Here is a 26,413-nt window from a genome sequence, read left to right on the forward strand (position 1 = left end):
GGCATCCTTGTCCACAGATTCCGAACAGACCCTGGGCCCGCGCCGACATGGAAAGGAGCGGCAACGCCGCTCCCTTCCTTCTTCAGCCTGATCTCCGGATCAGAACCAGAACCTGAGCCCGAACTGGGTGCGGCGGGGCGGCATGTAGGTTTGCGGGGAGGCGAAGAGGCCCCCGTTGGCGCTCTGGTTGTAGGCGGTGACGGTCTGGCGGTTGAACACGTTGAACAGATCCACGGTTCCCGAGAGGCCCATGGTCTTGGACTGCCAGAAGGTCTGGGTGTAGCTGAGATCCATCTGGTAGTGGGCGGGGTTGACGCGGGAGCCGGCGGGTTCGGCATAGCGGGCGGTGTCGCTGGTGCTGGTGGAACCGGTGGCCGTGATCAAGGCCTGGTAGACCTTGTAATCGGTCTTCTGCCAGTGCATGCCGGTCTGGTAGACGGCGTAGACGCCCAGCTTGCCGTTCCAGGGGAAGGCGTAGCTGCCGAAGAGCTTGATCTTGTGGCGCTGGTCCCCGGCGAGGTTGCCGTACTTGTTGTCCCAGATCTGGGTGCCGGCGCTGTCGGCGATGTTCGAGGAACCGATGAAGAGGTTCAGGTCGTTGGCGGAGCCGTTGGCGGTGTTGTCCTGGTCGAAGTTGCCGTAGTAGTGGCTCCAGGTGTAGGAGAAGCTGGCGTAGGCGTCGCCCCGGCGCCACTCGGTCTCGGCGCAGACTTCGTAGAACTTGGTGAACGCGCCGTCCAACTGGGCGATGACGGCGGAGGTGTTGCCGTTCATGGGCCCGCCGTTGGCGCCCAGATTGCTCAGCTTTGTGGCGAGGTCGGGGATGTACAGGGTGTGGGGGACGTCGCTGGGCGCGTTGTACACGACCCGGGAATTGTTGGGCGTGTCCTCCCAGAAATTGATGCTCTTTCGGTAGCGACCGTAGAGCCGGCCCGTGAAGCCCTGGCCGAAGTCGCGGGTGGTGCCGACCATGAATTCATCGGTGTGGCGGGGCTTGATGCCGTCCACGTAGAGCTTGCCCTGGGAGACGGCGTCCGCGCCCTGGCCGATCATGTGGCCCGTGGCGTCGAAGTAGACGTTGATGGTGCCCACCAGATTGCGGGCCCAGGAGGAGGCGCGGGGCAGCGAGGAGGTGGAGGGCACGTAGCGCGCGAAGTTGGCGTAGATCGTGTCGTCCTTGTGGTAGTTCCAGGTCACGCCCAGGCGGGGCTGGAGCGTGTCGGCCCACTTGATCTCGTGCTCCAGGTACTTCTGGCCGGGGGCCAGGGCGTAGCCGCCGGCGGTGGTGGAATCCGTGCGGATGCCCATGCCGTAGAGCTTGTCGTTGCTCACCAGCACGCCCACGTTGAAGGTGAAGGCGTTCCAGCGGATCCGGTCGTTCACTTCGAAGTTCTGGGATTCGAGTTCCGAGTGGATCTGCGGGGCGTGGCCGAGGCCCTGCTGGTAGGGCGAGGCCACGTACGCGTACACCAGGCCCACGCCGCTGAGGGCGGTGGTGGGGATCTTCTGGTTGTTGAAGTTGGCGGCGATGCTTCCCCAGCCGTTGGAGATGCGGTAGAGGTCCTCCATCTCCTTCCAGTACTGGAAACCGACGTGCACCTCGTGGCTCACCGTGGATCCGTAGGTGCCGTCCCAGGCCAGCTGGTAGTTCCGGCGGAAGAAGTTGTCGGTGTTGATGGAAGGATAGACGCCCACGCTGCCGCCGCCGACGAAGCCCGCCGGGGTGGCGTTGGTGCCGGTGCCGGCGTACCCGTAGCGATTGATGAGGGCGATGAGAGTCGCGTTGCTCCCGGCCTGGGCCACGGTGGGAATCGAGAGGTTGCCCTGGGTGGCCAGGTTGTTCACGTCCAGGACGGAGCTGCCGTCCAGGGCCGCCGTGGCGCTGGCGTAGGTGTTCGGATGGTCACCCTGGTAGATGGCGAAATTCGTGTACTTGAAATTCAGGAAGTTGTTGGGCGTGATGGACCAGGAGGCTTCGAGGGTCGTGATGGTGGTGGTGGACTCCGCACCGTTGGCCACGGAGGCCGGCGAACTGGATCCGACACTGACGTTGTAGTCCGTATGCTTTGCGCGGCGGTAGCTGCCGTGGAGGAGGAGGTTGGTGGTGGGGGAGTAGGTCAGCTTGCCGAAGTACTCGGTGTGGCTGGTGCTCAATTCGGGCACGGGCCCGTAGAGGTTGGACCCGTTCTTTCGGGTGTCCTTGGGGCTGTACATGGAGGCGAAGAAGAACAGCCTCTCCTTGACGATGGGGCCGCCCACATTGGCCACCGCATAGGTGGAATCGGTCTCGAAGGAGGTGGTGCTGCCGGCGGGGCGGCGTGCCACCAGATTCGCCGGGATGGCGGTGTAGGAGAGCTCGCCCGTGTAGACGTTGGTGCCCGACTTGCTGATGGAATTCATGGTGAAACCGGCGGACCGGTTGAAGTCGGTGGCCGAGGCCCCGCCCTTGGTGACGGCGATCTGGTCGATGTCGTAGGAGGCCGTGCCCCCGCCGATGCCGATCGTTCCATACATGGGCAGGTTGACGTTGACCCCGTCCATGAGGTGGACGTTGTCCTGGCCGCTGCCGCCGGCATTGGGATCGCGGGTGCCCTGGGAGGTGTACGCGACGCCCGGAATGAGTTTCATCATGTCCCGGTATCCCACGCCCACGGGCATGGCGGTGAGGACGTCGGAGGCGATGAGCGTCTTGAGTTCGGCCGATGAGGCGTCGACCATGGAGGCCTGGCCCACCACTTCCACAACGGTGGACTGCATCGCGGCTTCGTTGAGGGTCACGTGGAGGGTGGTGGTCTGCTGGAGGGCCACCACGACCTTCCGCTTTTCGGTGGCGCGGTTCGGGTGGGTGAAGACGAGGGTGTATTCGCCCGGGGGCAGGAACGGCAGGCGGTATTCGCCGGTCTCGTTGGTGACCACCAGGCGGCCCTGGGGCAGGACGTTGCCGCTGGCATCCACGTGGATGCCCGCCAGCGGCTTCCCGTCCTTCGCGGTGACCCTGCCGAAAATGGCGCCCGCCTGCTGGGCGGAGGCCGGTAGGGCGACGATTACCATCGCAAATGCACCAAGATGCCGAAGTTTCATGGGATTCTCCACGGCTTGGAGGGCAGGGGCCCCCGGGTGATACGGGATGGTTTTTAGGTGTTCTGACCTGGAGTATACCCATCTGGTCATTAATGGCTACTGCAATTAGCCCTTTCGTCACCTTTTTGTCACGGCTCCCCCAACGGCCGTCAGAACGCCTTTTAACAACCCCCATCAAGCCATCCACACCAACTCGGGCGAAACCTCCCTCGCAACCGGGGCCTCCATCGCACGGGTCCCGGACCTGCGCCCCGGTCCGGTGTCGCCGGCGGGGCCGGCGCCACCGAAGGGCTCGCCTCGGGGGTGGGGGGGCCGGGTTGCACGCTCTGGCCCCGATTGGGCTTGGGCTCGCGTTGAGTCCCGCGGGGCGGTTCCTGGGTTCGCGCCGACGCTGAATGCTTGGCCTGCCCACAAATCAACGTCGGCGCCATCGGCCACGCTCCCGGATCACTCGCAGCGCGCCCTCGACACCCTAGGCCCTCGCGGAGAGCCCCAGGCCCACCCTCGCCTCCCCACTCAACGAAGCCGGAACGCGCCAGCACCCCTCCCTCGTCCCAAGGGCGTGAGCTTGCCGTTGACGCAGCTTGCCTGCGTCAACGAACCGGGGCGTACGTCAGGAACCCGGGCGATCCCTTTTCCGAAGGCTAATTCACCTGCGCCGCCACGGGGCCTTCGACCTTTCCGTGGAGGACGGCGCCGGCCAGGCTCAGGATCCCGGCGGGGCCGGGGCGGTAGAGGAGCACGGCGCCCCGGAAGCCGGGGCGAGCCACGGCGGCGTCCCCCAGGGCGTGGACCGCGGCGGCCAGGTGCGCCTCGGTGGCGTCGGCGAGGCCCCGGGCGTGGAGGTCGGAGTGCAGGGAGGCCCAGTCCCCGTGGGCCAGGGGCCAGGGCACCGCCACCAGGCCGCTGGCGTCCAGTTCCGTGAGGCCCGTGGCGTAGGAGAGGTCGCCCAGGTCCTGCACGAGGGGCTCGCGCCTGGGCGCGTCGCCCCGGAAGGGGCCCTGGACCACGAAGGAGAAGTCCGCCGTGAAGGGCGCCAGGCCGCGGCCCTCCAGGACCCGGGCGTTGCGCACCACCAGGGTGGCCATGGCGTCCCGGGTGTTCAGGGGGATCTTGGCGTAGTCGGCGAGGTCGATATCGTCCAGGGACCCGTCGGCGAAGGCGGAAAGCGACCCCAGGAGCGCCACGAAATTGAGCCTTACGAGGCGCTCGGCCTCGTTGGGCCCGGACCAGCCGCCGGCCTCCACGAGGAGGGTGGCGGTGCCCCAGCGGGTCATGGAATCGCCGAAGGCCCGGGGCGTGTAGTCCATGTCGTAGCGCCCCACGCGGTTGGGCGCGAAGGGCGCGACGAGCTGCTGGACCTTCACGGCCAGGCGCCGGGTGAGGCGCGTGCCCGGGGTCTCGGAGCAGGCTTCGTCCCCGGGCACGGAGAGGAGCGAAAGGGCCACCTGGCGGCCTCCGGGGCCGGCCTTGACCAGGGGGTTCTGGTTGTGGAGGTTGTAACCGAGCATCGGGCGCACCCGGTCCCGCACGGCCTTGAGGAGGCGCCCTTCGGGCGAGGAGAGCCGCAGGGCGTCCCGGTTGATGTCGATCTCCTGGGCGTTGCGGCGCTGGCCCCGCTCGGCGCCGTCGGGGTTCAGCATGGGGATGATCCAGAGGGAGACGCGGGACAGGAACTGCTTCACCTCCGGGTCGTCGCGGTTCAGGCCCAGCCAGTTCATGAGGTCCAGGAGCGCGGCCGTGGCGGTGGGCTCGTCCCCGTGCATCTGCGACCACAGGAGCACGCCCCGGGGTCCGGTGCCCGCCCGGAGCACCTGGATGCGGCGCCCTTCGGAGGAGAGGCCCTCCTCCACCACCGTGAACAGGCCCGGGTGCCGGGACTGGAGCGCGGCCAGGGCGGCCTGGAGCCCGGCATGGCGGATGACCCAGGGATCCGCGGGGGACACGTGGGCCGTGGGCCACTGGTCCCAGAGGGCCTGGGCCGGCCAGGGCGCCGCGGCCGCCAGGGAACAGGCCAGGGTGAGGGGGACCAGGAGGGGCCGCATCACCGCACCGCGGGTTCGAGCATGGTGATGGTCCCCAGCGCCGCGTCGATCTCGGCGGGGATGCCCACGGGGACCATGAACTTGTTCTCGATGTGCCCGATCATCGCCCCGGCCCAGGCGGGGATCTTCAGGGGCAGGATGTGGTCGTCGAGCACCTGCTCCAGGGAGAGGGACCCGTGCCCGTCGCCGGGATCGCACTTGGTGCAGTTCCCGAAGACGAAGCCCGCGATGCGGTCCAGGATCCCCGCCAGCTTGAGCTGGGTGAGCATGCGGTCGATGCGGTAGATGTGCTCGTTGGTGTCCTCCAGGAAGAGGATCGCGCCGTTGAAGTCCGGGAGGTAGGGCGAGCCCGCCATGGCCGCGAGCACCGTGAGGTTGCCGCCCAGGAGGCGCCCCCGGGCGGTGCCGGGGCGGATGGTGCGGACCCGGTCGTTGATCTGCACGAGGCTGTCCCCGATCACGTGGGGGTTCTCCATGATGACGGCCTCGCCCTTGAAGAGCACCCGGCGGAGCCAGTCCACGGAATAGGCGTTCCACACGGAGGTCCCCACGGGGCCGTGGAAGGTGACGAGCCCCGTCCGGGCCTGGACGGCGTTGAGCAGGCTGGTGATGTCGCTGTAGCCCAGGAGGATCTTGGGATGGGCGGCGATGGCCCGGAAGTCCACGAGGGGCAGGATGCGGTTGCAGCCCCAGCCTCCGCGCACGCACAGCACCGCGTCCACGGAGTCGTCGGCGAACATGGCGTTGACGTCGGCGGCGCGGTCCGCGTCGGTGCCGGCCAGGTATCCGTACCGGTCCAGGGCGTGCCTGCCCACCTTGGATTCCAGCCCCAGCGCCGCCAGGGCCTCGCGGATGATCTTGATCTCGTCGGACTGCCACGTGGCGCCGGCGGGGCTGATGAGGCCCACCGTCTGGCCCTGGGAAAGGCGGCGGGCCTTCAGGGTCCCCCGGGAGCCCGCGGGGGCCTGGGAGGCCATGAGCCCGGGCGCCAGGGGCACCGCGGCGGCCGCGAGGAGCGCCGACCGCAGGAAGGAACGTCGATTCTGGGCCACGGGATCCCCCAACGAGTCACAGCGCCTGGGCGTTAGATTCATGTCTTGCCTTGGTGGAAATAGTATTCCATCGCCCGGGGCGCCGGGCCATGCCAGGGAAAGAACCTAACGCCGGGGCGCTGCGGGCATCGGGGAGTTCGCCGTGAAAAAAATCTTTTAAGCGATGGCGTCCACGATCGCGTTGAGGGTGGGGCTGGGGCGCATGGCCCGGGACGTCTTCTCGAAATCGGGGTGGTAGTAGCCGCCCATGTCCACGGGGCGGCCCTGGGCCGCGATGAGTTCCGCGTTGATCTTCGCCTCGTTGGCGCCCAGCTGCGCGGCGACCTTGGCGAAGCGGGCCTGGAGGTCGGCATCCCGGGTCTGGGCGGCCAGGGCCTCGGCCCAGTAGAGGGCGAGGTAGAAGTGGCTGCCGCGGTTGTCGATCTGGCCCACCTTGCGGGCGGGGTTGCGGTTGTTGTCCAGGAACTTGGCGTTGGCCTGGTCCAGGGTCTCGGCCAGGAGGAGGGCCTTGGGGTTGTTGAAGGTGGTGCCCAGGTGCTCCAGGGAGACCCCGATGGCCAGGAACTCGCCCAGGGAATCCCAGCGCAGGTAGCCCTCCTGCTGGAACTGCTGGACGTGCTTGGGGGCCGATCCGCCGGCGCCCGTCTCGAAGAGGCCGCCGCCCGCCAGCAGGGGCACGATGGAGAGCATCTTCGAGCTGGTGCCCAGCTCCAGGATGGGGAACAGGTCCGTGAGGTAGTCGCGGAGCGCGTTGCCGGTGACGGAGATGGTGTCCTTGCCGGCGCGGGTGCGGGGCAGGGTGAAGCGCATGGCCTCCACGGGGCTCAGGATGTGGATCTCCAGGCCGGTGGTGTCGTGGTCGGGGAGGTAGCGCTCCACCTTGGCGATGATCTGGGCGTCGTGGGCCCGGTTCCGGTCCAGCCAGAAGACCGCGGGGGCCCCGGTGGCCCGGGCGCGGCTCACGGCCAGGCGCACCCAGTCGCGGATGGGCAGGTCCTTGGTCTGGCAGCCGCGCCAGATGTCGCCCTTCTCCACGGCGTGCTGGAGCAGCACGGCCCCGGAGGCGTCCACCAGGCGGATGACGCCGTCCCCGGGGGCCTTGAAGGTCTTGTCGTGGGAGCCGTACTCCTCGGCCTTCTGGGCCATGAGGCCGACGTTGGAGACGCTGCCCATGGTGGCCGGGTCGAACTGGCCGTGGCGGCGGCAGTCGTCCATGGCCTCCTGGTAGAAGGTGGAGTAGCAGCGGTCCGGGATGACGCACTTCACGTCGTGGAGCTTGCCGTCGGGGCCCCACATGCGGCCGGAATCCCGGATCACCACCGGCATGGAGGCGTCGATGATGATGTCGTTGCTGGCGTGGAGGTTGGTGATGCCCTTTTCGGAATCCACCATGGCCAGGGCCGGGCGGGAGGCGTAGGCGGCCTGGATATCGGCCTCCACGGCGGCGCGCCGGTCCGCGGGGAGCTTGGCGAGCTTGGCGTAGAGGTCGCCCAGGCCCAGGTCGGGGTTGATGCCCAGCTCGGCGAAGAGGGCCGCGTTCTTCTCGAAGACGTCCTTGAAGAAGACGGAAACGAAGTGCCCGAAGATGACCGGGTCGGAGATCTTCATCATGGTGGCCTTGAGGTGCACGGAGAAGAGCACCCCTTCCTTCTTCGCGGCCTCGATCTGCCCGGCGATGAAGGCGCGCAGGGCCTTGACGCTCAGGAAGGAGCCGTCCACGACCTCGCCCTCCTGCAGGAAGAGCTTGTCCTTGAGGACCTTCACGGCGCCGTCGGCGCCCACGAACTCGATGCGCGCGTTGCCGGCGGCCGCGACCGTGACGGATTTCTCGCTGCCGTAGAAGTCGCCCGAATCCATGTGGGCCACGTGGGTCCCGGAGTCCGGGGTCCAGGCGCCCATGCGGTGGGGGTGCTTCTGGGCGTGGCGCTTGACGGAGAGGGCCACGCGGCGGTCCGAGTTGCCCTCCCGGAGCACCGGATTGACGGCGCTGCCCAGGATCTTCGCATAGCGGGCCTGGATGGCCTTCTCGGCCTCGTCGGCGGGGGCCTCGGGGTAGTCGGGCACCGGGTAGCCCTGGCCCTGGAGCTCCTTGATGGCGGCCTTGAGCTGGGGGATGGAGGCGCTGATGTTGGGCAGCTTGATGATGTTGGCGTGGGGCAGCTGGGTGAGCTCGCCCAGGTAGGTGAGCTCGTCCCGCACCCGCTGGGACTCGTCGAGGCGCTCCGGGAAGGCCGCCAGGATCCGGCCGGCCACGGAGATGTCGCGGGTTTCCACGACCACGCCCGCCGCCCGGGTGAAGGCGTTGACGATGGGAAGCAGCGAGTATGTGGCCAGGGCGGGAGCCTCGTCGATGCCCGTCCAGATGATCTTTCCCGTTTCCGCGCTCATATCACCTCGTCTCGAAACCCAGTGGCGTTGGGTGTTGGATTCCCCATGATAGACCAGATTGGCCCCGCCCACGCCCCGTCAGCCCCCTTCGCGCACCACCACGTAGGAGACGGTGGTGGCCACCAGGGCGGGCACCACCAGGGCCGCCTGGCCCGTGGTCTCGGCCAGGAAGACCACGGGCACCAGGAGGCTTTCGTTGGTGGCCCCGGCCATGGCGGCGCCGCCCACCAGGGTCAGGTAGCCGTGGGTGCCCAGGTGGGCGAAGCCGTCGAAGGCGGTGCCCAGGGCGCAGCCCATGGTCAGGGAGGGCAGCCACAGGCCGCCGATGCCGCCCCCCGCGAAGGTGAGGGCCGTGGCGGCCAGCTTGAGGCCCAGGAAGGCCATGGCGTGGCCCGGCAGGGTGCCGCCCTGGAGGAGGACCTTCACCAGGTCCAGGCCCCCGCCTTCGGTGATGGGCAGGTCGCTGAAGAGGAAGTGCCCCGGCACGGCCAGGAGGCTGAGCCCCACCCCCGCGGCCAGCCCTCGCCACACCAGGGGCGACTTCCGCAGCAGCCCGTCCAGGGCCCTCTTCGCCCGCAGGTAGGCCGTCGAGGCCAGGCCGCACAGGAGGCCCAGCCCCAGGGCCCAGAACAGCTCCCGGGCCCGGAGGGTGGGGATGCCCCGGGGCAGGGGCAGGAGGGGCTCGTAGCCCATGAGGCCGGAGAAGACCACGTAGCCGGAGGCCGCCGACACCAGGCACGGGATGAGGGATTCCGCCGCCAGGTGGCCGTGGTTCTCCGCGGCCATGAGGGCCCCGGAAAGGGGCGCCCGGAACACCGCCGCCAGGGCCGAGGCCGCCCCGGCCCGGGCCATGACCAGGGGGGGCCGGGCCAGGCGCCTCACGATGCCCAGGTAGTTGGCCGAGGTGCGAAGCACCCGGTGGTACTGGAGGCCCATGGCCGCCCCGAACCACTTCCCGGGCCCTTCCGTGCCCGCGCTGCCGCCGAACCCGATGGTGAGGGCGCACCCCACCACCTTGCCCAGGGACCGCAGGAAGGGGAAGGCCCCGTAGGGATCCGTGCGGGCCAGGTCCAGGTCCGCGCCCAGGGACACCTCCCCCAGCCCCGTGAACCGCAGCCAGATCGTGGTGAGGAAGAGCCCAACGGCGGGAAGGAGCAGCGTGAGCCGGGTGCGCCATCCGACGCTCTGCACCCACGGCTCGAAATGGGCCAGGCAGTACAGCGCCAGGGCCACCAGCAGCCCCACCGCCGCGCCCAGGGGAAGCATCACCCCCACGATGTGGCGGGTGTGGGCCAGGAACCTCAGCCGGGTGGTGCGGGTGGGAAGGAGGGTGCGCGCGCTTGAAAGGATCATGAAGACGGGTCCCGGGCCCGTCAGTCCATGATATCCAGGGTCGAGGGCGGGGGTTCCCCCGGCACCGGCTCCTTTTCCCCATGGGGCCCGTAGCCCGTGAGGGGCGAGCTGCCCGCGCCGTGCTTGTCCTTGTCCCGGGTGGGTTCGGCGTGGGTGGAGGAGGTCACCGCCGGCACGTCCAGCCTGTGGAAGGGGAAATGGAAGGCCCACAGCGCATCCAGTTCCGAAGGATTGACCCCCGCCGGGGTCCGCACGAAGCCCCCGCCCAGGAGCGTCGCCGTGGCCCCCGGCGGAAGCCCGCTGAGCAGGGTCGAGACGTCCGCCCCCGAGCGCATGGCCGAAAGCACCGTCTGCTGGGCGACGGCCGCCTGTTCCACCTGGGCCGCGATGTCCTCGGCATTGAGATCCACCCCCGCCGCCGTGCCGGTGAGATCCACCACCGCCGCGGTGCTGGTGGTGAGCGCCGTGAGGGCCACGTCAAACGCCGGCGTGCTCACTTGCCCGGTGACCGCCGTGGCCCCCGGATCCGGCGTGGTGACCACCTGGCTGACCGTCTGGGTCAGCGGAAGGCTGGTGCTTGTAATGGCCGAAACATCCATGTTCCCCCATCCTTATCCCCCCTCATCGGCAAAAATGCCCCGGCCGTTAGCGCAGCGGCCAGGAAAATCCAGGGGGGGAGAACAGGGAAAAGCCCGGGAATCCGGAACCGGCGCCCGGGAACTTACCTCCGCTTCGACCCGTTCATCCCCCGTTTTCGACCGTTCAGGGAAATTTTTCGGTTTGGGCCAGGATCGGGTGTAGCCTGTCTCCAACCCAACCCATGCCCTCGGATTGAATTCAGATCCCATGGCATAAATGCTGGCTGAACACCTACTTAAACATAATTGATTTAGTTATTAACTCGCAATGCCGAGGGGGAGTTTTGTGCGTAAATGGCGTTACCGGCTTTTGAGCACATCCATTAATCTGCTGTTCATCACCCTCGCCCTGGTGGGAATGCCCGGGGTTCTCCGGGCTCAGTCCTTCCAATCCAGCTTTTCCGAAGTGAAATTCGATCGGGCGAAAGGACCGGCCACCCTGAATGCGGGCGTCCAGGTGGACGTCGCCTCGGGTGCGGCGAGCCTGGAGATCCCGTTCGGCCCGGGCATCGGGCAGCGCGGGCTCACCTTCCGGCCGACCCTGAGCCTCCGGATCGCTCCCCAGGTGGCGGTCAGTTCCATTTTCGAGACCTACGTGGCCCAGGTCAGCAGCCGCGGAACCCTGTACTACAACACGACCACCGTGGACACGATCTACCAGCGCGGATACGGAACCTCGAGCTTCTCGCCAGGCTCCTTCGATCTGGCGCTGGGTTCAACGGATGAAACCCAGAGCGCGTACAGGCTTCCCGGCGGAGGCGGGACCCTCGTGGGCACGGTACCGCCTTCCATGACGGCCGCCGCGGCCGGGCAGCTCCTCGCGCAATTCGGCGTGTCCGGAAGCCTGGGGACCCTCGCCGGCGATGTGGGGTATCCGGCGGCGCCCTTCATCCAGGTGGGATCCACGGGCGCCTTGATTCTGGGGATCCTGGACGCCGCCGGGGACGTGCAGGACTGGCACTACCAGGAGAGCATCGACACGAATGCCATCCAGTGCCGCTGGCCCAGGCGGATCCTGGTGGTGGAGGGGGATGTGGCCTACGAGTTCACCTATGTGAGCCACCGATTCCGGACCCAGCTCCGTCCCTACCTCGTCAACACGTCCCGCACCTCCCTCTTCAGCGCCAACTATGCCCTCACCCACATCCGGAACCGCTTCGGGGAACGCGTCGACTTCACCTACGCTCCGGATGGGATCGGCTACACCGCCACGTGGAGCACGAACCCATCGGTCCGGATCCAGGTCGCCGTGGAGGGATCCGTGGGGGCGCCGGGCATGCCGAGCCTGGTCTCCAGCGCCTATGGCATGGGCGCCCTGACGCGGGTCCGGGTCTCCTACCAAGGCATCAGCCACCCCGTTTCCAGCTTCCTGCTGGATCTGGGCTGCCCGAAACCCATGGAGGCGTTGACCCTGGAAACCGGAGGCGAACCGGACAGCGCCGTCACGAAGCAGCTCCACGGCCAGCGGAAAATGAACGTGGTCTGGGGCGAGGCCGCCCACTGCCTCCAGCCCGTGAAGGTCCAGCAAACGGATACGGGCGAATCCGTCCAGTTCGCGTACGCCGTGGCCGGGACCGGCGCGACCTGGGATGGCGTGACCGTTTCGCCGACCGTCCTGAGGAGCGTGACCCTGCCCAACCGGATCGTCACCCTTGACTGGAAGCCGTACACCTACCAGGCCAACAGCTCCCCCAACGCCTGGGGCATCGCCCCGTCCAGCCAGCGGCGTCCTTCCTGGGCCTTCGGCGTGTCGGGCCTGACGGATGCGGACCTGATATCCGGCTCGGAACGCGCCACCGGCTACACCCGGGTCGTGCCGCAGCTCAACTGGCTCACCGCGGTGCCGCCCGTCGGCACCGATCTGACCGAGTCCTGGGTTTCCACCGCGTTCTACACGGCCGTCACGACCCCCGACGGGCAGGTGGCCGTCCACCGGTTCGTGGAGCCCGACCCCGCGAACGGGATGCAATTCCTGGCCTACCTCAAGCACGTGGAGCGCGAGACCCGCTACTACGCGGCCGGAGTGGGTTGGGAGGCGGACCTGCCGACCCCCGATCCCGGCGCCAGCTCGGCCTACAAGTGGGTGGTGAAGGACCGCCTCAGCGTGCACGCCCCGGGCAACGCCCGGGGGGTGCTGACGGACTACCCGGTGCCCTATGCGACCCGCACCCGCACCTGGGACAAGGATGCCCAGACCTTCACCGCGGAGGAGACGACGAACTGGGAGGCCTCCGGCCTGGGGTGGACCCAGGTCCACCGCACCACGGCGCTATCCGCCTCCCCCTCCCTCGGGTTCGACGTGTGGAATCTGGCCAGCCAGGGCGCCGGCTGGAGCTCGCCGGGGGCGGCGTCGGGCACGGAGGACCTGGTGGTCCGAACCCTCGATTCGCGGATCCCCCAGTGGCTCCTCGGCCGGGTGGCCACCGAGACCACCTCCCGGGGAACCGACGCGACCCAGAACGGCAGCACCGCGAATCCTCCACCCAAGGTGGCCCGGGAACGGGATGGTGCCCTGAATACCCTCAGGTCCGTGACCACGGGGGACCCGGCGAGCCTTGCCGTGGTCACCACCCTGGATTACCAGGGAGCCTCGGGCCTTGCCGCCGCCGAAATGCTGAAGGCGACCCTTTCCAGTCCCAACGGCCTCGCCTTCAGCGGGAGCATGGGCGTCGCCGCCTACGGGTACGACGGCAACGGCTATCTGTCGAGCATCGGCGTCCGGCCCAACGCCGGCCTCCTCCTGACCTCGGGCCAGGACCAGGACGAAGTGGGCCGGCCAACGGCCCAGCGTGACGCCGACAACCGGACGACCACGTTCGAGTGGGACGGGGCCGGACGCCTCACCCGCATCACGCCGCCCGGCATGCAGGCCACGGAGATCGCCTACGACGACGTTTCCCACCGGGGCCTGACCGTCACCCGCGGCGCCCAGGTCCAGGCGCTCCGCTATAACGGGTACGGAGAACTCGTCCTGGAGCGTCGCCTCGACCCCAACGGCGGGTGGTCCCACCGGATCCACGGCTACGACGGCGCGGGCCGCCCCACGGGTGAAACGGTCTGGTTGTCCGGGGACGGAGCCGACCACGAGACCCAGTGGATGCTCCCGAACCTGACCCGCCAAACGACCGTGACGGTCCCCGGGGAATCCGTCTGTAAGAAGTGGGGCGCCATCAATCCCGATACCGGCGAAAGGGCCTGCCTCCAGTGGCAGACCAGCCCGCCCACGACCACCGTGACCGCGGCGCTGTACCGGGGTTCTTCGCTCACCTACGATTCCCGGGGAAGGGCCGACACGTCCATCGATCCGGCCGGCCTGACCACCGTGACCGCCTACCCGGCATCGGCCGGATTCAAGAAGGTGGTGACCGTTGCCGGCACCCGCACGACGCAGTTCCTCCATGACGCCGCGGGCCGCCTGAAGGCGGTCACGGACGCCCTGGGCCAGGTGGCCGCCTACGGCTACGACGCCTCGAACCGCCTCGTCAGCGTGAGCCAGTCCAGCGGTTCCCACAGCCAGGCCCGGTCCTGGACCTACAACGCGCTGGGCTGGCTCACCTCGCTGGAGCAGCCGGAAAGCGGCACCACCACCTATTCCGGATTCACGGTCGCGGGCCGGCCCCAGGTCACGGACTACAACGGCAGGTCCGTGACGGCCACCCCCGACGGGCTGGGCCGGGTGCTTTCCGTCGTTTCCAGCGACGGCACCGTGAACCAGAGCTTCACCTATGACACGGCGCCCGGCGGCAGAGGCAAGCCCGCCTGGAGCCAGGATGGGCAGATCCAGGCCACGTACGGGTACGACGGCACCACCGGGCGGCTCAGCACCTTGACGACCCTGGCCGCGGGCCAGAGTCTCACCCAGACGCTGGGCTACGACGCGTATGGCAACCGGACCTCGGGTTCCACGGGGCACGCGGACTGGACCCAAAGCTATTTCGAAGCCGCCGGCCTCCCCAGGCTCCTCTCGAGCGGAGGCCAGACCATCGCGGACAGCAGCGACTGGTCGACCAGCTTCGAGCCGGTGAGCTGGCTTCCCCGGGCCGTGGCCTACGGAAACGGGGCATCCAGCCACTTCTCCTACGGCCCGGACCAGATGCGGCTGGGGACCCTGGAGCACTTCGGTGCGGGAAACGCCGCCCTGGAGCGCTGGGGCTACGCGTACGATCCCGCCGGGAACCTGGCCCAGGTCCTGGATCTCAGGACCCTGGAGACGGACGTGTTCGGCTATGACGCGCTCAATCGCCTCGTCTCCGCCACCCTCCAGAGTCCGAGTTACGGCCCGCAGAGCCAGACCTTCACCTACGACGCCTTCGGGAACCGGATCAGCGGAGCGACCACCAGCCCGGGAACCGTTTGCCCCTCCACGGCCTACGTGAGTTTCGATCCCAACGATGCCGCGCTGTGGGGCCACAACCGTCTGCCCGTTCAGATGGCCAACGGCGCCTACACCGGCGCCCAGTACGATGCCCAGGGAAACCTCACCCAGGTCTTTGAGCGCCCCGGGGAGTCGGGCAAGGTGATCACCCTGGGCTACGATGCCCTGGGCCGGGTGACCTCGGTGGAGCATTCCTCCCGCGGGGTCCAGGAGCGGTACCAATACCGTGCCGACGGCCTGCGCACCGTCATCCAGGACTATCTCGGGGGGACCTACCAGAAATCCCGGATTCAGCTCTACAATGATGCCCGGCAGCTGGTGAGCCAGTGGGAGGTCAGTCCCAGCGGATCCTTGACATGGACGCGTGACGTCTTCTACGTGGGCACCCAGGGCACGGCGGAACGGGATTCCGCAGGCCTCCACGTCACCCAGGTGGACCACCTGGGAAGCCCCCGGGTGGTCACGGGCCCCGCGGGGACGGTTGAATCGCGGCAGAAATACCTGCCCTTCGGTGAACTCCTCGAGCAGTCGGGGACCTTCCGGACAGCGAAGGGGTTCACGGGGCACGAGCAGACGGATGCATCGGGGCTGATCTACATGCAGGCGCGGTTCTACCTGCCGCAATACGGACGGTTCGCGAGCCCCGATCCGGCCAGGGACCAGCACTTCGAGTTCACGCAGAGCTGGAACATCAACAGCTACGTGCAGAACAATCCGGTCATGACCACGGACCCCACGGGACTGGCGAGGGAGGAGGAAAAGGATAAGAACAAAACGACCTCTGCTACGAAGGCGGATAGTGGGGTTCCCACCGCAGGGGCGGGGGCCAGCGAAAATGAGAATGCTGGAAGACGGCGGCAGGATGAGGAAAAGCGGTCGCAAGCAGGAACGGCAGGGACGACATCGTGGAGTCCTAATCAACCACTCCCTAAGGACCCAAGCGGGCTTGGACCCGATTGGCAACAAGATAAGGGGCACAAGAACCCAAATGGAGAAAAGTGGGTTGATGACAAAACCGGTGAGAAGCTTGATTTCGACCGAGCCCAGCCTGGCAAAGGTGGAGAAAAAGAAAATGATCACTGGCACTACACCCCACCAGGGCAGGACAAGAAAGGGAAGGAGCATTATCAGCCTGGCGATGTGATCAAGCCTGATGCCAAACCTTCCGACGCTAAGTCGCGAACTTCACGCATCATGGACTTCCTGAGGTCCATTCCTCCCAAGCCAATTGCCGAAGCGGGGACAGCTGCGGTCATCACATACATCATTGTAAGTGAAGGGTCGAGAATCATCCCTGCGAGGAACTTGGTGCCTGTTCCCTAGCCATTAATGATTCGGGTGTGAGATGAAAATCCAAGAACTTGACCAACATTTACCTAATGGTATTCACGATGCCGAACTGTATTCCCTCAATGTGGATTTCAAGGCGAAATCCATCAAGATGTTGATAAATTTTTGGATTGGGAATCTCGGTGGATCAAATCAAGAAATGTATCGGATGGGTGAACTGGATGTAATAAATTTTTCGGTATTTTCCATTGACCCCCCTGATCAAGGCTATCCCTTCATTCCCAATGGGGATCCATTAACCATCACCAGTTGCCAGCCATCGGAGGGTACCCTTAAGGGCTACAATGCCATATTGAAACGACTGCCGGCGGATTCGGGCGGTATTGGTTTCTTTGTGGAAGAGTGGAATTCGTTTATCCATATCATTGGAGGTGATGTATACCTAAAATGGAATTAGTCATCTTGGGGTTGTAAGAACTGGCTCTTTGATAATCTTTGTCGCAAGCAGACCAGAAATCCTTGCCTGTTGTCTTCGATCCAGAGACCAAGCGTTTCGAAGGCATTTAGGTGGGACCAACAGTCACCGGCTCGGTACCCTCCACGAAAGGCGGAGGCAAGCTAGATAAGGAGAAATTCGTCAGGTTTGCTACTGCAAATGCTAAAGCTAAATCACAAGGACGTTGTGCAATGGCTATCCGGAAGGGGCTAGAAGCAGGGGGACTAAGCACAAATGGTCGCCCGGGAGACGCGAAGGATTACGGCCCATTCTTAGAGCGCCTCGGAGCCTCGGCGGTTGGCGCTAGCGGAAGCCCTCCACAGACAGGTGATATCGCGGTTTTCGGTGGAAATGATTCACATCCGCATGGCCAAATTGAGACTTTCAATGGGAGTGGATGGGTTTCTGATTTCAAACAAAATAATTTCAATCCTTATCGAACAGATCCTACCCCAAGTCAAATTTTCAGGTTTCCCGATACCTGATAGTATATTCCTTCCCGAAGGAGTCCCGGGGTCAGCAAGTGCTCTCTATAGAAGAATAAAAAGGTGCCTATGTTCAGATCTGCAGTGTTTGGTCGAATTGCCCTAGCTTATGGGATGGGGATTGCTTTGCCCATCTCACTTTCAGCGCAACCCGCGCGACCAGTTGCGGCAACATCCAATATCGAGAGCTTCGTGCAAAATTTTTACAACTGGTATGCACCCATGGCAATTCGAGGTGGTGGTGACCAATCAGCCTGGGAAGTCGCGATCAAGAAAAAGGGAAGTCTATTTACTCCGCAGCTTCTCAAAGCGCTGAAAGCTGATTCAGATGCGCAAGCGAAAACGCCGGGAGAAATCGTAGGGATTGACTTCGATCCGTTCTTAAGCAGCCAAGACCCCGTAAAACGTTACGTAGTTGGCAAGGTCGTTCAGGACGGTGACAAGTATTTAATTGAAATTTTTGGAGTCCAGCCCGGAAAAATGAAGGAAAGACCTGACGTAATTGCAGAAGTAACCGCATTAGAAGGGAAATTTCAATTCAGTAATTTTAATTATCAAAAAAATCGCGATTTGCTTGATGTATTAAAGAAGCTCGCGGCGGATCGTGCAAGGCCTCAAAAATAGGTAGTTATCCGGCTCGGAACGCGCCACCGGCTACACCCGGGGGGTGCTGACGGACTACCCGGTGCCCTATGCGACCCGCACCCGCACCTGGGACAAGGATGCCCAGACCTTCACCGCGGAGGAGACGACGAACTGGGACGCGTCCGGCCTGGGGTGGACCCAGGTCCACAGCACCACGGCGCTATCCGCCTCCCCCTCCCTCGGGTTCGACGTGTGGAATCTGGCCAGCCAGGGCGCCGGCTGGAGCTCGCCGGGGGCAGCGTCGGGCACGGAGGACCTGGTGGTCCGAACCCTCGATTCGCGGATCCCCCAGTGGCTCCTCGGCCGGGTGGTCACCGAGACCACCTCCCGGGGAACCGACGCGACCCAGAACGGCAGCACCGCGAATCCCCCACCCAAGGTGGCCCGGGAACGGGATGGTGCCCTGACAGGATCCACGGCTACGACGGCGCGGGCCGCCCCACGGGTGAAACGGTCTGGTTGTCCGGGGACGGAGCCGACCACGAGACCCAGCGGATGCTCCCGAACCTGACCCGCCAAACGACCGTGACGGTCCCCGGGGAATCCGTCTGTAAGAAGTGGGGCGCCATCAATCCCGATACCGGCGAAAGGGCCTGCCTCCAGTGGCAGACCAGCCCGCCGACGACCACCGTGACCGTGGCGCTGTACCGGGGTTCTTCGCTCACCTACGATTCCCGGGGAAGGGCCGACACGTCCATCGATCCGGCCGGCCTGACCACCGTGACCGCCTACCCGGCATCGGCCGGATTCAAGAAGGTGGTGACCGTTGCCGGCACCCGCACGACGCAGTTCCTCCATGACGCCGCGGGCCGCCTGAAGGCGGTCACGGACGCCCTGGGCCAGGTGGCCGCCTACGGCTACGACGCCTCGAACCGCCTCGTCAGCGTGAGCCAGTCCGATATTTAGTAGCATAACACTCCATAATGTTGTCGTTTATGCTAATGGGTCCACTCATAAACCGGGGGAATAGCCATGTCGAAAACTACCGTCGCCATTTTTTCTCTTATTTTTTTGGGTTTTAGTGAAATGTATGCTCTGTATCGGTTGCTTTTTGCTCTGTGGATGACTGCCTATCCAATGGTTGACCATGGAGCCTGGAGGAAATCTGCCTATGGATGGCTAGGAACAAGCATAGGTATTGGCTTCTTGTTTATTGCCATTCTTGTTTGGGCAATTCGTCAAAAGGGTCGGCATGCCTAGTATTTCGTGTCGCAAACAACCAGTGCCTTGCATTTTGATGCAACAACGGGGCTGGCCTGGATTCAAACGAACCGAGTGAACATGCGTTTTCCCGGGGAGCCCCATGATCGTCACGCCGCCCACCGCCCAGCAGAGAAGGCATGCCGCAGCAGACCCCCCAGGCCCAAGGAGGGTGGCTTTCCGTCGGCGCAGCTTTCCTGCGCCATTGAACGGGGGCGAAGGTCCGGGACTCGGACGATTCCTTGGTGACCTTCCTAGAACCCCGCCAGCGCCTCGGCCTCGGTGTCCTTGACCTCGAAGACGGAGTGGAGGCTGGTCATCTGCATAAGGTTGAAGATCCTGGAATTGAGGCCGCAGATGCGGAGGCTGCCCTGGCGGTTCTTGATGGAGGTGTAGCAGCCCACCAGTTCGCCCAGGCCCGAGGAATCCAGGACGGAGACCTTGGTGAAGTCGATGAGGATCTTGCGGTTCCCCTTTTCCAGGCACTGCCGCACGGCTTCGCCCAGCTCCTGGTCGCCGTCGCCCAGGGTGACCTTGCCCTGGGGGGCGAGGATGTGGACGCCATTGACATCCCGTTCCTGGATTTTCATGCTGCCTCCTTGCGTTGAACGTTGCCTGACCATGAGGAATCCGGAGGGATCCGTCAAGGGGTTGGATGAAAATTTCAACCGGTTCCTCAGGTGAAGGACAGTCCCTTGCCGGGGTTGAGGCCCGGCCGGGCCTCCAGGAAGCGCAGGGCGGCGGCCCGGATCTCCCCGGGGGTGGCGGCCTTCTGGAGGCTGGAGTAGAAGACGTGCCCGAACATGAAGTTCTTGGCGAAGTAGTAGGAGAAGTCCAGGAGCCTCCCGAAGGCTCGCTCCGGGGGCATGTCCTCCAGGGTGTACCGGTAGAGCCGGTCCCACACCTCGGCGTAGTCGATCTCCCCCACCTCCAGGCCGGCGAATTCCCGGAAGATCCAGGGCTTCACCGCGGCGATCCGCCCCAGCATGAGCCCCGACAGCGGCTCGAAGAAGGCGCGGTTCGCCTCCAGGTCCCGGGGTGAGCAGATGTCCCCGTTGCCGATGAGGGGCAGTTTCGTGCGGGCCGCGATCCAGGGGAACTCCTCCCACCGGGGCCGGCGCTTGAGCTTCTCCCCCGAGAACCGCACGTGCACCGTGAGGGCGTTGACGCCCACGTCCTCGAAGAGCCTCACCCGCTCCAGGAAGCCCTCCCGCCAATGGTCCGGATCGTCCCCCAGGCGGCACTTGACGGTGAGGGTGCCGGCGTAGCTGCGGCGGATGCGCTCCAGGACCTCCCGGAGCCGGGGGAAGTCGGCGCAGAGGGCCACGCCCCAGCCGTTGGCCTTGACCTTGGGGGCGGGGCAGCCCAGGTTCAGGTCCACGGCGGCCGCCCCCAGTTCCGGGAGCTTGCGGATGACGGCCTCCAGGTCCTCCCGGCCCGAGGCGCCGAACTGGTAGATGACGGGCCCTTCGCAGTCCCGGCGCCGGGTGAAGGAGGATTCCCGGGTCTTCTCCTGGAGGAAGGCCCCGGCGGAAAGCATCTCGGTGAAGAGGGCGCCGTAGCCCCCGTAGTCCGAGAGGAGGCGGCGGAAGGCGGAGTTGGTGATGCCCTCCATGGGCGCCAGGAAGAGGGCGGGGGCGAAGGTCCTGCCGTCGATGACGATGCGTTCGAACATCCCTAGGCCTCCCGGCCGTGGCGCGTGAGGCTGGCCATGGCGCCCAGCAGGGCGAGGGCGGCGCCGGTGAACATGGCGGCGCTGTAGCCCCAGGCGAAGGCGCCCGCGGCGGGCCCCGAGGCCTTGGCAAGGAGCAGGCGCCAGCCGCCGCTGCCCAGGCGGCTGGCGGCGATGCCGCCCAGGAAGGCCACGCTCAGGGCCTGGCCCGTGACCCGCATGGTGGCCAGGAAGGCGCTGGCCACGCCCAGCTGGGTGCGTTCCACGCTGCCCATGATCGCGCTGGTGTTGGGGGCGCTGAAGGCCGCCATGCCCAGGCCCACCACCGCCAGGGAGCCCACCACGGCGCCCAGGCCCGCCTCCCGCCCCAGGGAGCCCAGGAGGACCATGCCCGTGGCCACCAGGACCATGCCGGAGGTGGCAAGGGTGCGCGAGCCCATGCGGTCGCTGAGGCGGCCCGCGAAGGGGCTCAGGACCGTCATCATCACGGGCTGGCCCATGAGGACCCAGCCCGCGACCCGGGCCGGGTGGCCCATGACCAGCTGCAGCTGGACCGCGGTGAGCACGCTCACGGCGTAGAGGGCCATGTAGTTCAGGAGCGCGGCGAGGTTGGCCGCGGCGAAGAGCCGGTTCCGCCGGAGCAGGTCCAGGTCCATGAGGGGCGAGGCCACCCGGGATTCCACCGCCAGGAAGGCCCCCAGGGCGAAGGGGGCGATGGCCAGCATTCCCAGGGTCCGGCCGGATCCGAGGCCCCAGGCCGAGGAGAAGGTGAGGGGCACGATGAGGCTCACGAGCAGGACGGCCATGAGGGCCGCGCCGCCCAGGTCCATGCGGGCGCCGGGTCCGGGCCGGGCCTCGGCCGCGGGCAGGAGCCTGAGGCCCCAGAGCAGCGTGAAGATGCCGATGGGCAGGTTGATGAGGAAGATCCAGGGCCAGCCCAGGTGATCCACCAGGTACCCGCCCAGGGGCGGTCCCACGCTGAGGCCCGCGTAGACGGCCATGACGTTGATGCCCAGGGCCCGCCCCCGCTCCCGGGCCGGGAAGGCGCTGGTGACGATGGCCGCGGAGGTGGCGCTCAGCAGGGCCCCGCCCACCCCCTGCAGCACCCGGCTGGCCACGAGGGTGGCGCCGTCGACGGAGAGGGCCGCCGCCAGGGACCCCCCGGTGAAGATCACGAGTCCGGCCTGGTAGAACCGCACCTTCCCCCACTGGTCGGCGAGGCGCCCCAGGGGGATGAGGGTCACGGCCATGGCCAGGAGGTACGAGGCCTGCACCCACATGGAGGCCGCGAAGCTCAGGCGCAGGGCCGGGCCCATGCGGGGCAGGGCCACGGAAACGATGGAGCCGTCCAGGGGGGCCATGAACGCCCCGACGGAGGTGAGGGCCAGGAGGGCCCAGCGCCGGGGGTTTTCCTGCTGTGTGTCCAAACGTCCTCCAGGGCGGCCGGGGGAGCCGGGCCGTGAAGCCATTATGGCCGGGCCGGGGCGCCCATATTCGTTCCGGCCCGATATTCGATGCTTCTCAACGGATTCTCGCGCCGGAGCGCAAAGGGAGCCGAATACCGCCTTGATTCCGGCCCGGGCTCCAACTAGGCTAGCCCCCATGCAGCCTGGAGAGCCGAGCCGAACAGCCCTGGGAGCCGCGACCCACCGGGCCGTGCATCAGGTGCTGGAGCAAGGGCGCATCTTCACCGACCCGCTGGCGGGGCGGATCCTGGGGCCGGAGGCGGCCCTGGCGGCCAGACGGGCTGAAGGGGACGCCACCCAGCGCCAGCTGAGGCTCTTCATCGCCGTGCGCACCCGCTTCGCCGAGGACGCCCTGCGCACCGCCTTCGCCCGGGGAGCCCGCCAGCTGGTGGTGCTGGGGGCGGGGCTGGACACCTACGCCTACCGCAACCCCCTGGGCCAGGACCTGGACATCTACGAGGTGGACCACCCCGACACCCAGCAGTGGAAGCGCCGCCTCCTGGCCGAGGCCGCCATCCCCGTGCCGGACAACCTCACCTACGTGCCCGTGGACTTCGAATGCGAGACGCTGGAGGACGGCCTGACCCTGGAGGGCTTCGACCCCGGCAAGCGCACCTTCTTCACCTGGCTGGGGGTGGTGCCCTACCTGGCCGAGGAGACGGTCTTCTCCACCCTGGCCTTCATCGCGTCCCTGCCCGGGGGCGCCCAGGTGGTCTTCGACTACGGGAACCCTCCGGGAGCGACCCCCTCCGCCGTCATGGACACCCTGGAGCGGCGGGTGGCCTCCGTGGGGGAGCACCTCCGCAGCCGGTTCGAGACGGAGGATCTCCATGCCCGGCTGCGGGACCTGGGCTTCCGCGCCATCGAGGACCTGGGGCCCGCGGGCATCCGGAACCGGTTCTTCGCGGGGCGGGGCGGGGCGCCCCTGGAGCGGGGCGGACACATCCTCCTGGCGACCTCGGGTTGACGGGCGAAGGAATGCTATTCTTGTCGCAACCTGATGGGAACAAACCGTGATCCTGACTCCTGTCGGTGACCGATGAGATGATCCGCACCGGGAAGGGAACCACGGGGTACGTGACGCGGTTGAAGGGAGTCGCGCTGTCCCGCCTGGGCAGGTAACGGGAGGCCCTGGCCGAGCTGGGCCGGTACGGGGAGGCGGAGCCTAACCCTCGCTTCGACCCGGACCCCAAAGTGCCTTCATCCTACCGAGGCCCCTCGAACCCCAGCATTCTTCTCCGCCGGCCACGCCGCTACTTTGGGGCCGGTCAAGCCGTCCGGTAAGCATCTCCCAGCCCGCATCCGTTAAGCGTCTGACCCCATGCAGGCGCATCGTCCTTGACAGTCATTGTAATGGTATTACCTTTAACACCGGGGACAATTTTGAGGTTCCACTGGGACGAGGTCAACAGCCAAGAGATCGCGGCCCATGGAATTGATGAGGCAACCGCCGAAGCCGTCTTTTCTGCCGAGGATCGCGAAATAATCAAAGAGCATCGTTCGTACAACCGCTTTTTAGCTGAAGGCACAGTGGATTCAAGGTTCTACCGTGTCCCATTTTCGAATGTTTTCCCCGATGGAATCCGGATTACGACGGCCTTCCGGGTTTCTCGCAAGCGGAGGCGAACATGACCAAGCGGAAAAGCGTCACTCAAGAAATGACCTGGGATGAGTTTTTCAAAGAAAACCCGGGCGAGCCGCTCGAAGTTCTTCAAAAGCGCCACGCCGAAGACGTGGCTTGGGCCGAGCACCACAAAGATTTGCCGATGGAAGGGGCGGTAAGAATTCGCATCAAGCCTGGCCGTCCACCCAAAGGCCAAGAGGCTCCAGTTCAGGTCAAGGCCGTGAAGATGCCGGCAGAATTCTGGGATAGTTTCGAATCCCAGGCGGAGGCTGCCGGCCTATCGCTCCACGCGGCAATGCGTTCCGCACTTCTGGAATGGTCAAGTAAACATCGAGCTAGTTAGCTCGAATGGGCCCGCCTCGTGGCACTCAACGTCGGCGCCACCCAACCTCCTCCCAGAGCACTCGAAGCGTGCACCCAAGAACTAGGCCCACCAGGGGAGCCCCAATACCCCCACCCGCCCAACCGCCCATCGGAGAACGAATGCGGCAGCACCCCCCCTAGCCCCAGGGCCGTTGCCTTCCCGTTGGCGCAGCTTGCCTGCGCCAACGAACCAGGGCGAACGTCCGGGACACGGACGATCAAACCTAGATCACGTGCGGGTCCAGGTGGTAGGGGATGGAGATCACCACCACCTTGGGCCGGGTGTAGAGGTAGGCCTTGAGGCGCAGGGCGGTCTGGTTGTGGAGCAGGTGGCCCCACCAGTTGTCGGTGACGAACTCGGGGAGGATCACCGTGATGGTGATCTCCGGTTCGGCCTTGGCCATGCGGTCCACCTCGGCGAGGATGGGCTCCACGGTCTTGCGGAACTCGCTCATGACCACGCGAAGGGGGATGCCCTCGCAGTACCGGTGCCAGTCGGCGTTCAGGCGCTCCCATTCGGCGCTGGGGTGGCCGTGGGCGTCGGGGAAATCGATGGTGAGGGCCTCCACCTGGCCGCGGTCGGCGATGGCCTTGGCGTAGCGGATGGCCTCGAGGGTGCCCCGGTGGATGCGGGAGACCAGCACCACCACGCGGTTCTTGCGGGGATAGACCTCCTCCGTGCGGCTGGAGGCCAGCAGGGAGCGGATGCGGATGTAGTGGCGGTGGATGCGGAAGAAGATGATCACCAGGGTGGGCACCAGGACGACGATGATCCAGGCCCCATGGACGAACTTGGTGACGCCGATGTCGATCATCACGATGCCCGCGGCGGTCGCCCCGATGCCGTTGAGGATGGCCTTGAACAGCCAGTTGGGTTCCGTGGCCTTGCGGTTCACCCAGTGCATGACCATGCCGGTCTGGCTTACGGTGAAGCCGATGAACACGCCCAGGGCGTAGAGCGGCAGCAGCAGGTCCGTGTTGGCGTGGCAGACCCACACCAGCAGGCAGCTCACGAAGGTGAGGATCAGGATGCCGTTGCTGAAGACGAGGCGGTCGCCCTGGCTCGTGAGCTGCTTGGGAAGGAAGCCGTCGGTGGCGTGCAGGGCCGCGAGGCGCGGGAAGTCGGCGTAGGCCGTGTTGGCGGCCACCACCAGGACGGCGAAGGTGAAGCCCTGGGTCAGGTAGTACATGAGCTTGGGCAGCCCGTGGGTGACGTCCCCGTAGATGGCCTTGCTCAGCTTGGAAAGGAGGGTCTCGGCCACCTGGCTCGCGTCGGCGCTGTGCATGTAGACCACGCCCAGCTTGGAGGCCAGGAAGGTGATCCCCAGGAACATCACGCCCAGCAGGGCGATCATCCACACCATGGTCTTGGCGGCGTTCCTGGCGGCGGGCTCCCGGAAGGCGGTCACGCCGTTGGAGATGGCCTCGACGCCCGTCAGGGCCGTGCACCCGGCGCTGAAGGCCCGCATGAAGATCCACACCATGGCGAAGCTGCCCAGGTGCGTGGCGTGGCGCACGGAATCGTGCACCATGACCGGGGTCGGCCCTCCCATGAGGACGGCCCGCACGACGCCCGTGGCCAGCATCACCATGATGAGGAAGACGAAGCCGTAGGTGGGCACCGCGAAGAAGGCGCCGGATTCCTTGACGCCCCGGAGGTTCAGCACGGCGATGAAGCAGATGGCGAGGATGGTGATGAGGACGTTGTGCTCGCCCAGGGAGGGCAGGGCCGAGGTGATGGCGGCCACGCCCGAGGAGACGCTGGCGGCCACCGTGAGGATGTAGTCCGTGAGCAGGGCGGCCCCGGCGGTCTGGGCCGCGAGCTCGCCCAGGTTCTCCTTGGCCACGATGTAGGCCCCGCCGCCGCCGGGGTAGGCCATGACGGTCTGGCGGTACCCGATGCCCAGGATGACCAGGAGCCCCGCGATGCCCAGGGCCACGGGGATGGACATGCCGTAGAGCGCCGCAGCGGCCGCGGCCAGGCTCACCCCGGCCACGCCGTGGAGGTTGCTGGAGAGGCTGGCCATGATCTCCTGGGTGGCGTAGGCCACGGAGGAGAGCGCGTCGGAGCTGAACACCGAAAGCCCGACGAAGTTGCTCACCTTGGTGTGCTGCGTCTCGTCACTGGCCAGTCGGCGCCCAAGGATGAGTCTTCGGAATGGCTGCATGGGGCGGATCCTTGGCAGAGGTAGTCCATCAGACTATCCGGCCCCCCGCAGGTATTCCATACCCTGCCGCCC

General features: G+C 66.2%; 17 protein-coding genes. 7 read left to right on the plus strand and 10 right to left on the minus strand.

Going from position 1 to position 26,413, the window contains the following annotated elements:
- Positions 1-99 precede the first annotated feature (99 nt).
- The 6 genes from R2J76_RS10325 to R2J76_RS10350 all read right to left on the minus strand — a co-directional run bounded on the left by R2J76_RS10325 (position 100) and on the right by R2J76_RS10350 (position 10,518).
- Positions 100-3,051 carry a TonB-dependent receptor gene (locus tag R2J76_RS10325; protein ID WP_316415768.1) on the minus strand — a complete coding sequence of 984 codons (2,952 nt, stop codon included), beginning with the start codon at positions 3,049-3,051 and terminating at the stop codon, positions 100-102.
- Positions 3,052-3,725: 674 nt separating this feature from the next.
- Positions 3,726-5,126 (minus strand): M14 family zinc carboxypeptidase, encoded by a 1,401-nt coding sequence (locus R2J76_RS10330; RefSeq protein WP_316415769.1) that lies wholly within the window; start codon positions 5,124-5,126, stop codon positions 3,726-3,728.
- Complete coding sequence (locus tag R2J76_RS10335) at positions 5,126-6,178, minus strand: S66 peptidase family protein (protein WP_316415770.1); 1,053 nt, start codon at positions 6,176-6,178, stop codon at positions 5,126-5,128. Before R2J76_RS10335 ends, R2J76_RS10330 begins: the two co-directional genes overlap by 1 nt.
- 156 nt (positions 6,179-6,334) lie before the next feature.
- On the minus strand, positions 6,335-8,566 hold the full coding sequence (locus R2J76_RS10340) for an NADP-dependent isocitrate dehydrogenase (RefSeq protein WP_316415771.1): 2,232 nt from the start codon (positions 8,564-8,566) through the stop codon (positions 6,335-6,337).
- A gap of 78 nt (positions 8,567-8,644) precedes the next feature.
- Positions 8,645-9,919, minus strand: coding sequence for a chloride channel protein (locus R2J76_RS10345; RefSeq protein WP_316415772.1), 1,275 nt, complete (start codon positions 9,917-9,919; stop codon positions 8,645-8,647).
- A 20-nt stretch (positions 9,920-9,939) separates the two neighbouring features.
- Entirely contained in the window at positions 9,940-10,518 is a 579-nt protein-coding gene (locus R2J76_RS10350; RefSeq protein WP_316415773.1) for a hypothetical protein, read from the minus strand.
- Positions 10,519-10,867: 349 nt separating this feature from the next.
- Here R2J76_RS10350 and R2J76_RS10355 point away from each other — a divergent pair, with 349 nt between their 5' ends.
- The 5 genes from R2J76_RS10355 (at position 10,868) to R2J76_RS10375 (ending at position 18,754) form a co-directional block, all read left to right on the plus strand.
- A complete protein-coding gene (locus R2J76_RS10355; RefSeq protein WP_316415774.1) occupies positions 10,868-16,255 on the plus strand; it encodes an RHS repeat domain-containing protein in 5,388 nt (1,795 codons plus the stop codon).
- A gap of 22 nt (positions 16,256-16,277) precedes the next feature.
- Positions 16,278-16,679, plus strand: a complete 402-nt coding sequence (locus R2J76_RS10360) for a hypothetical protein (protein WP_316415775.1) — start codon at positions 16,278-16,280, stop codon at positions 16,677-16,679.
- A 587-nt stretch (positions 16,680-17,266) separates the two neighbouring features.
- Complete coding sequence (locus R2J76_RS10365; protein ID WP_316415776.1) at positions 17,267-17,827, plus strand: hypothetical protein; 561 nt, start codon at positions 17,267-17,269, stop codon at positions 17,825-17,827.
- A gap of 43 nt (positions 17,828-17,870) precedes the next feature.
- Complete coding sequence (locus R2J76_RS10370) at positions 17,871-18,359, plus strand: hypothetical protein (protein ID WP_316415777.1); 489 nt, start codon at positions 17,871-17,873, stop codon at positions 18,357-18,359.
- A complete protein-coding gene (locus R2J76_RS10375; RefSeq protein WP_316415778.1) occupies positions 18,344-18,754 on the plus strand; it encodes an RHS repeat domain-containing protein in 411 nt (136 codons plus the stop codon). Before R2J76_RS10370 ends, R2J76_RS10375 begins: the two co-directional genes overlap by 16 nt.
- Positions 18,755-19,302: 548 nt before the next feature.
- On the opposite strand, the gene R2J76_RS10380 is transcribed toward R2J76_RS10375, so the two are convergent.
- From R2J76_RS10380 to R2J76_RS10390, 3 genes are all read right to left on the minus strand, one after another.
- The gene (locus R2J76_RS10380) at positions 19,303-19,638 is read right to left on the minus strand and encodes an STAS domain-containing protein (RefSeq protein ID WP_316415779.1); all 336 of its coding nucleotides are present in this window, start codon (positions 19,636-19,638) and stop codon (positions 19,303-19,305) included.
- Between the two features lie 86 nt (positions 19,639-19,724).
- Complete coding sequence (locus tag R2J76_RS10385) at positions 19,725-20,723, minus strand: tRNA-dihydrouridine synthase family protein (RefSeq protein WP_316415780.1); 999 nt, start codon at positions 20,721-20,723, stop codon at positions 19,725-19,727.
- A gap of 2 nt (positions 20,724-20,725) precedes the next feature.
- Positions 20,726-22,147, minus strand: coding sequence for an MFS transporter (locus tag R2J76_RS10390; RefSeq protein WP_316415781.1), 1,422 nt, complete (start codon positions 22,145-22,147; stop codon positions 20,726-20,728).
- A gap of 175 nt (positions 22,148-22,322) precedes the next feature.
- Here R2J76_RS10390 and R2J76_RS10395 point away from each other — a divergent pair, with 175 nt between their 5' ends.
- Positions 22,323-23,153 carry a class I SAM-dependent methyltransferase gene (locus R2J76_RS10395; protein WP_316415782.1) on the plus strand — a complete coding sequence of 277 codons (831 nt, stop codon included), beginning with the start codon at positions 22,323-22,325 and terminating at the stop codon, positions 23,151-23,153.
- Between the two features lie 661 nt (positions 23,154-23,814).
- Positions 23,815-24,153 carry a hypothetical protein gene (locus tag R2J76_RS10400; RefSeq protein WP_316415783.1) on the plus strand — a complete coding sequence of 113 codons (339 nt, stop codon included), beginning with the start codon at positions 23,815-23,817 and terminating at the stop codon, positions 24,151-24,153.
- 244 nt (positions 24,154-24,397) lie between these two features.
- Here R2J76_RS10400 and R2J76_RS10405 read toward each other — a convergent pair whose 3' ends face one another.
- A complete protein-coding gene (locus tag R2J76_RS10405; protein WP_316415784.1) occupies positions 24,398-26,341 on the minus strand; it encodes an APC family permease in 1,944 nt (647 codons plus the stop codon).
- Positions 26,342-26,413 lie beyond the last annotated feature (72 nt).

The sequence above is a fragment of the Mesoterricola silvestris genome, assembly GCF_030295405.1.
GTDB classification, from domain to species: Bacteria; Acidobacteriota; Holophagae; order Holophagales; family Holophagaceae; genus Mesoterricola; species Mesoterricola silvestris.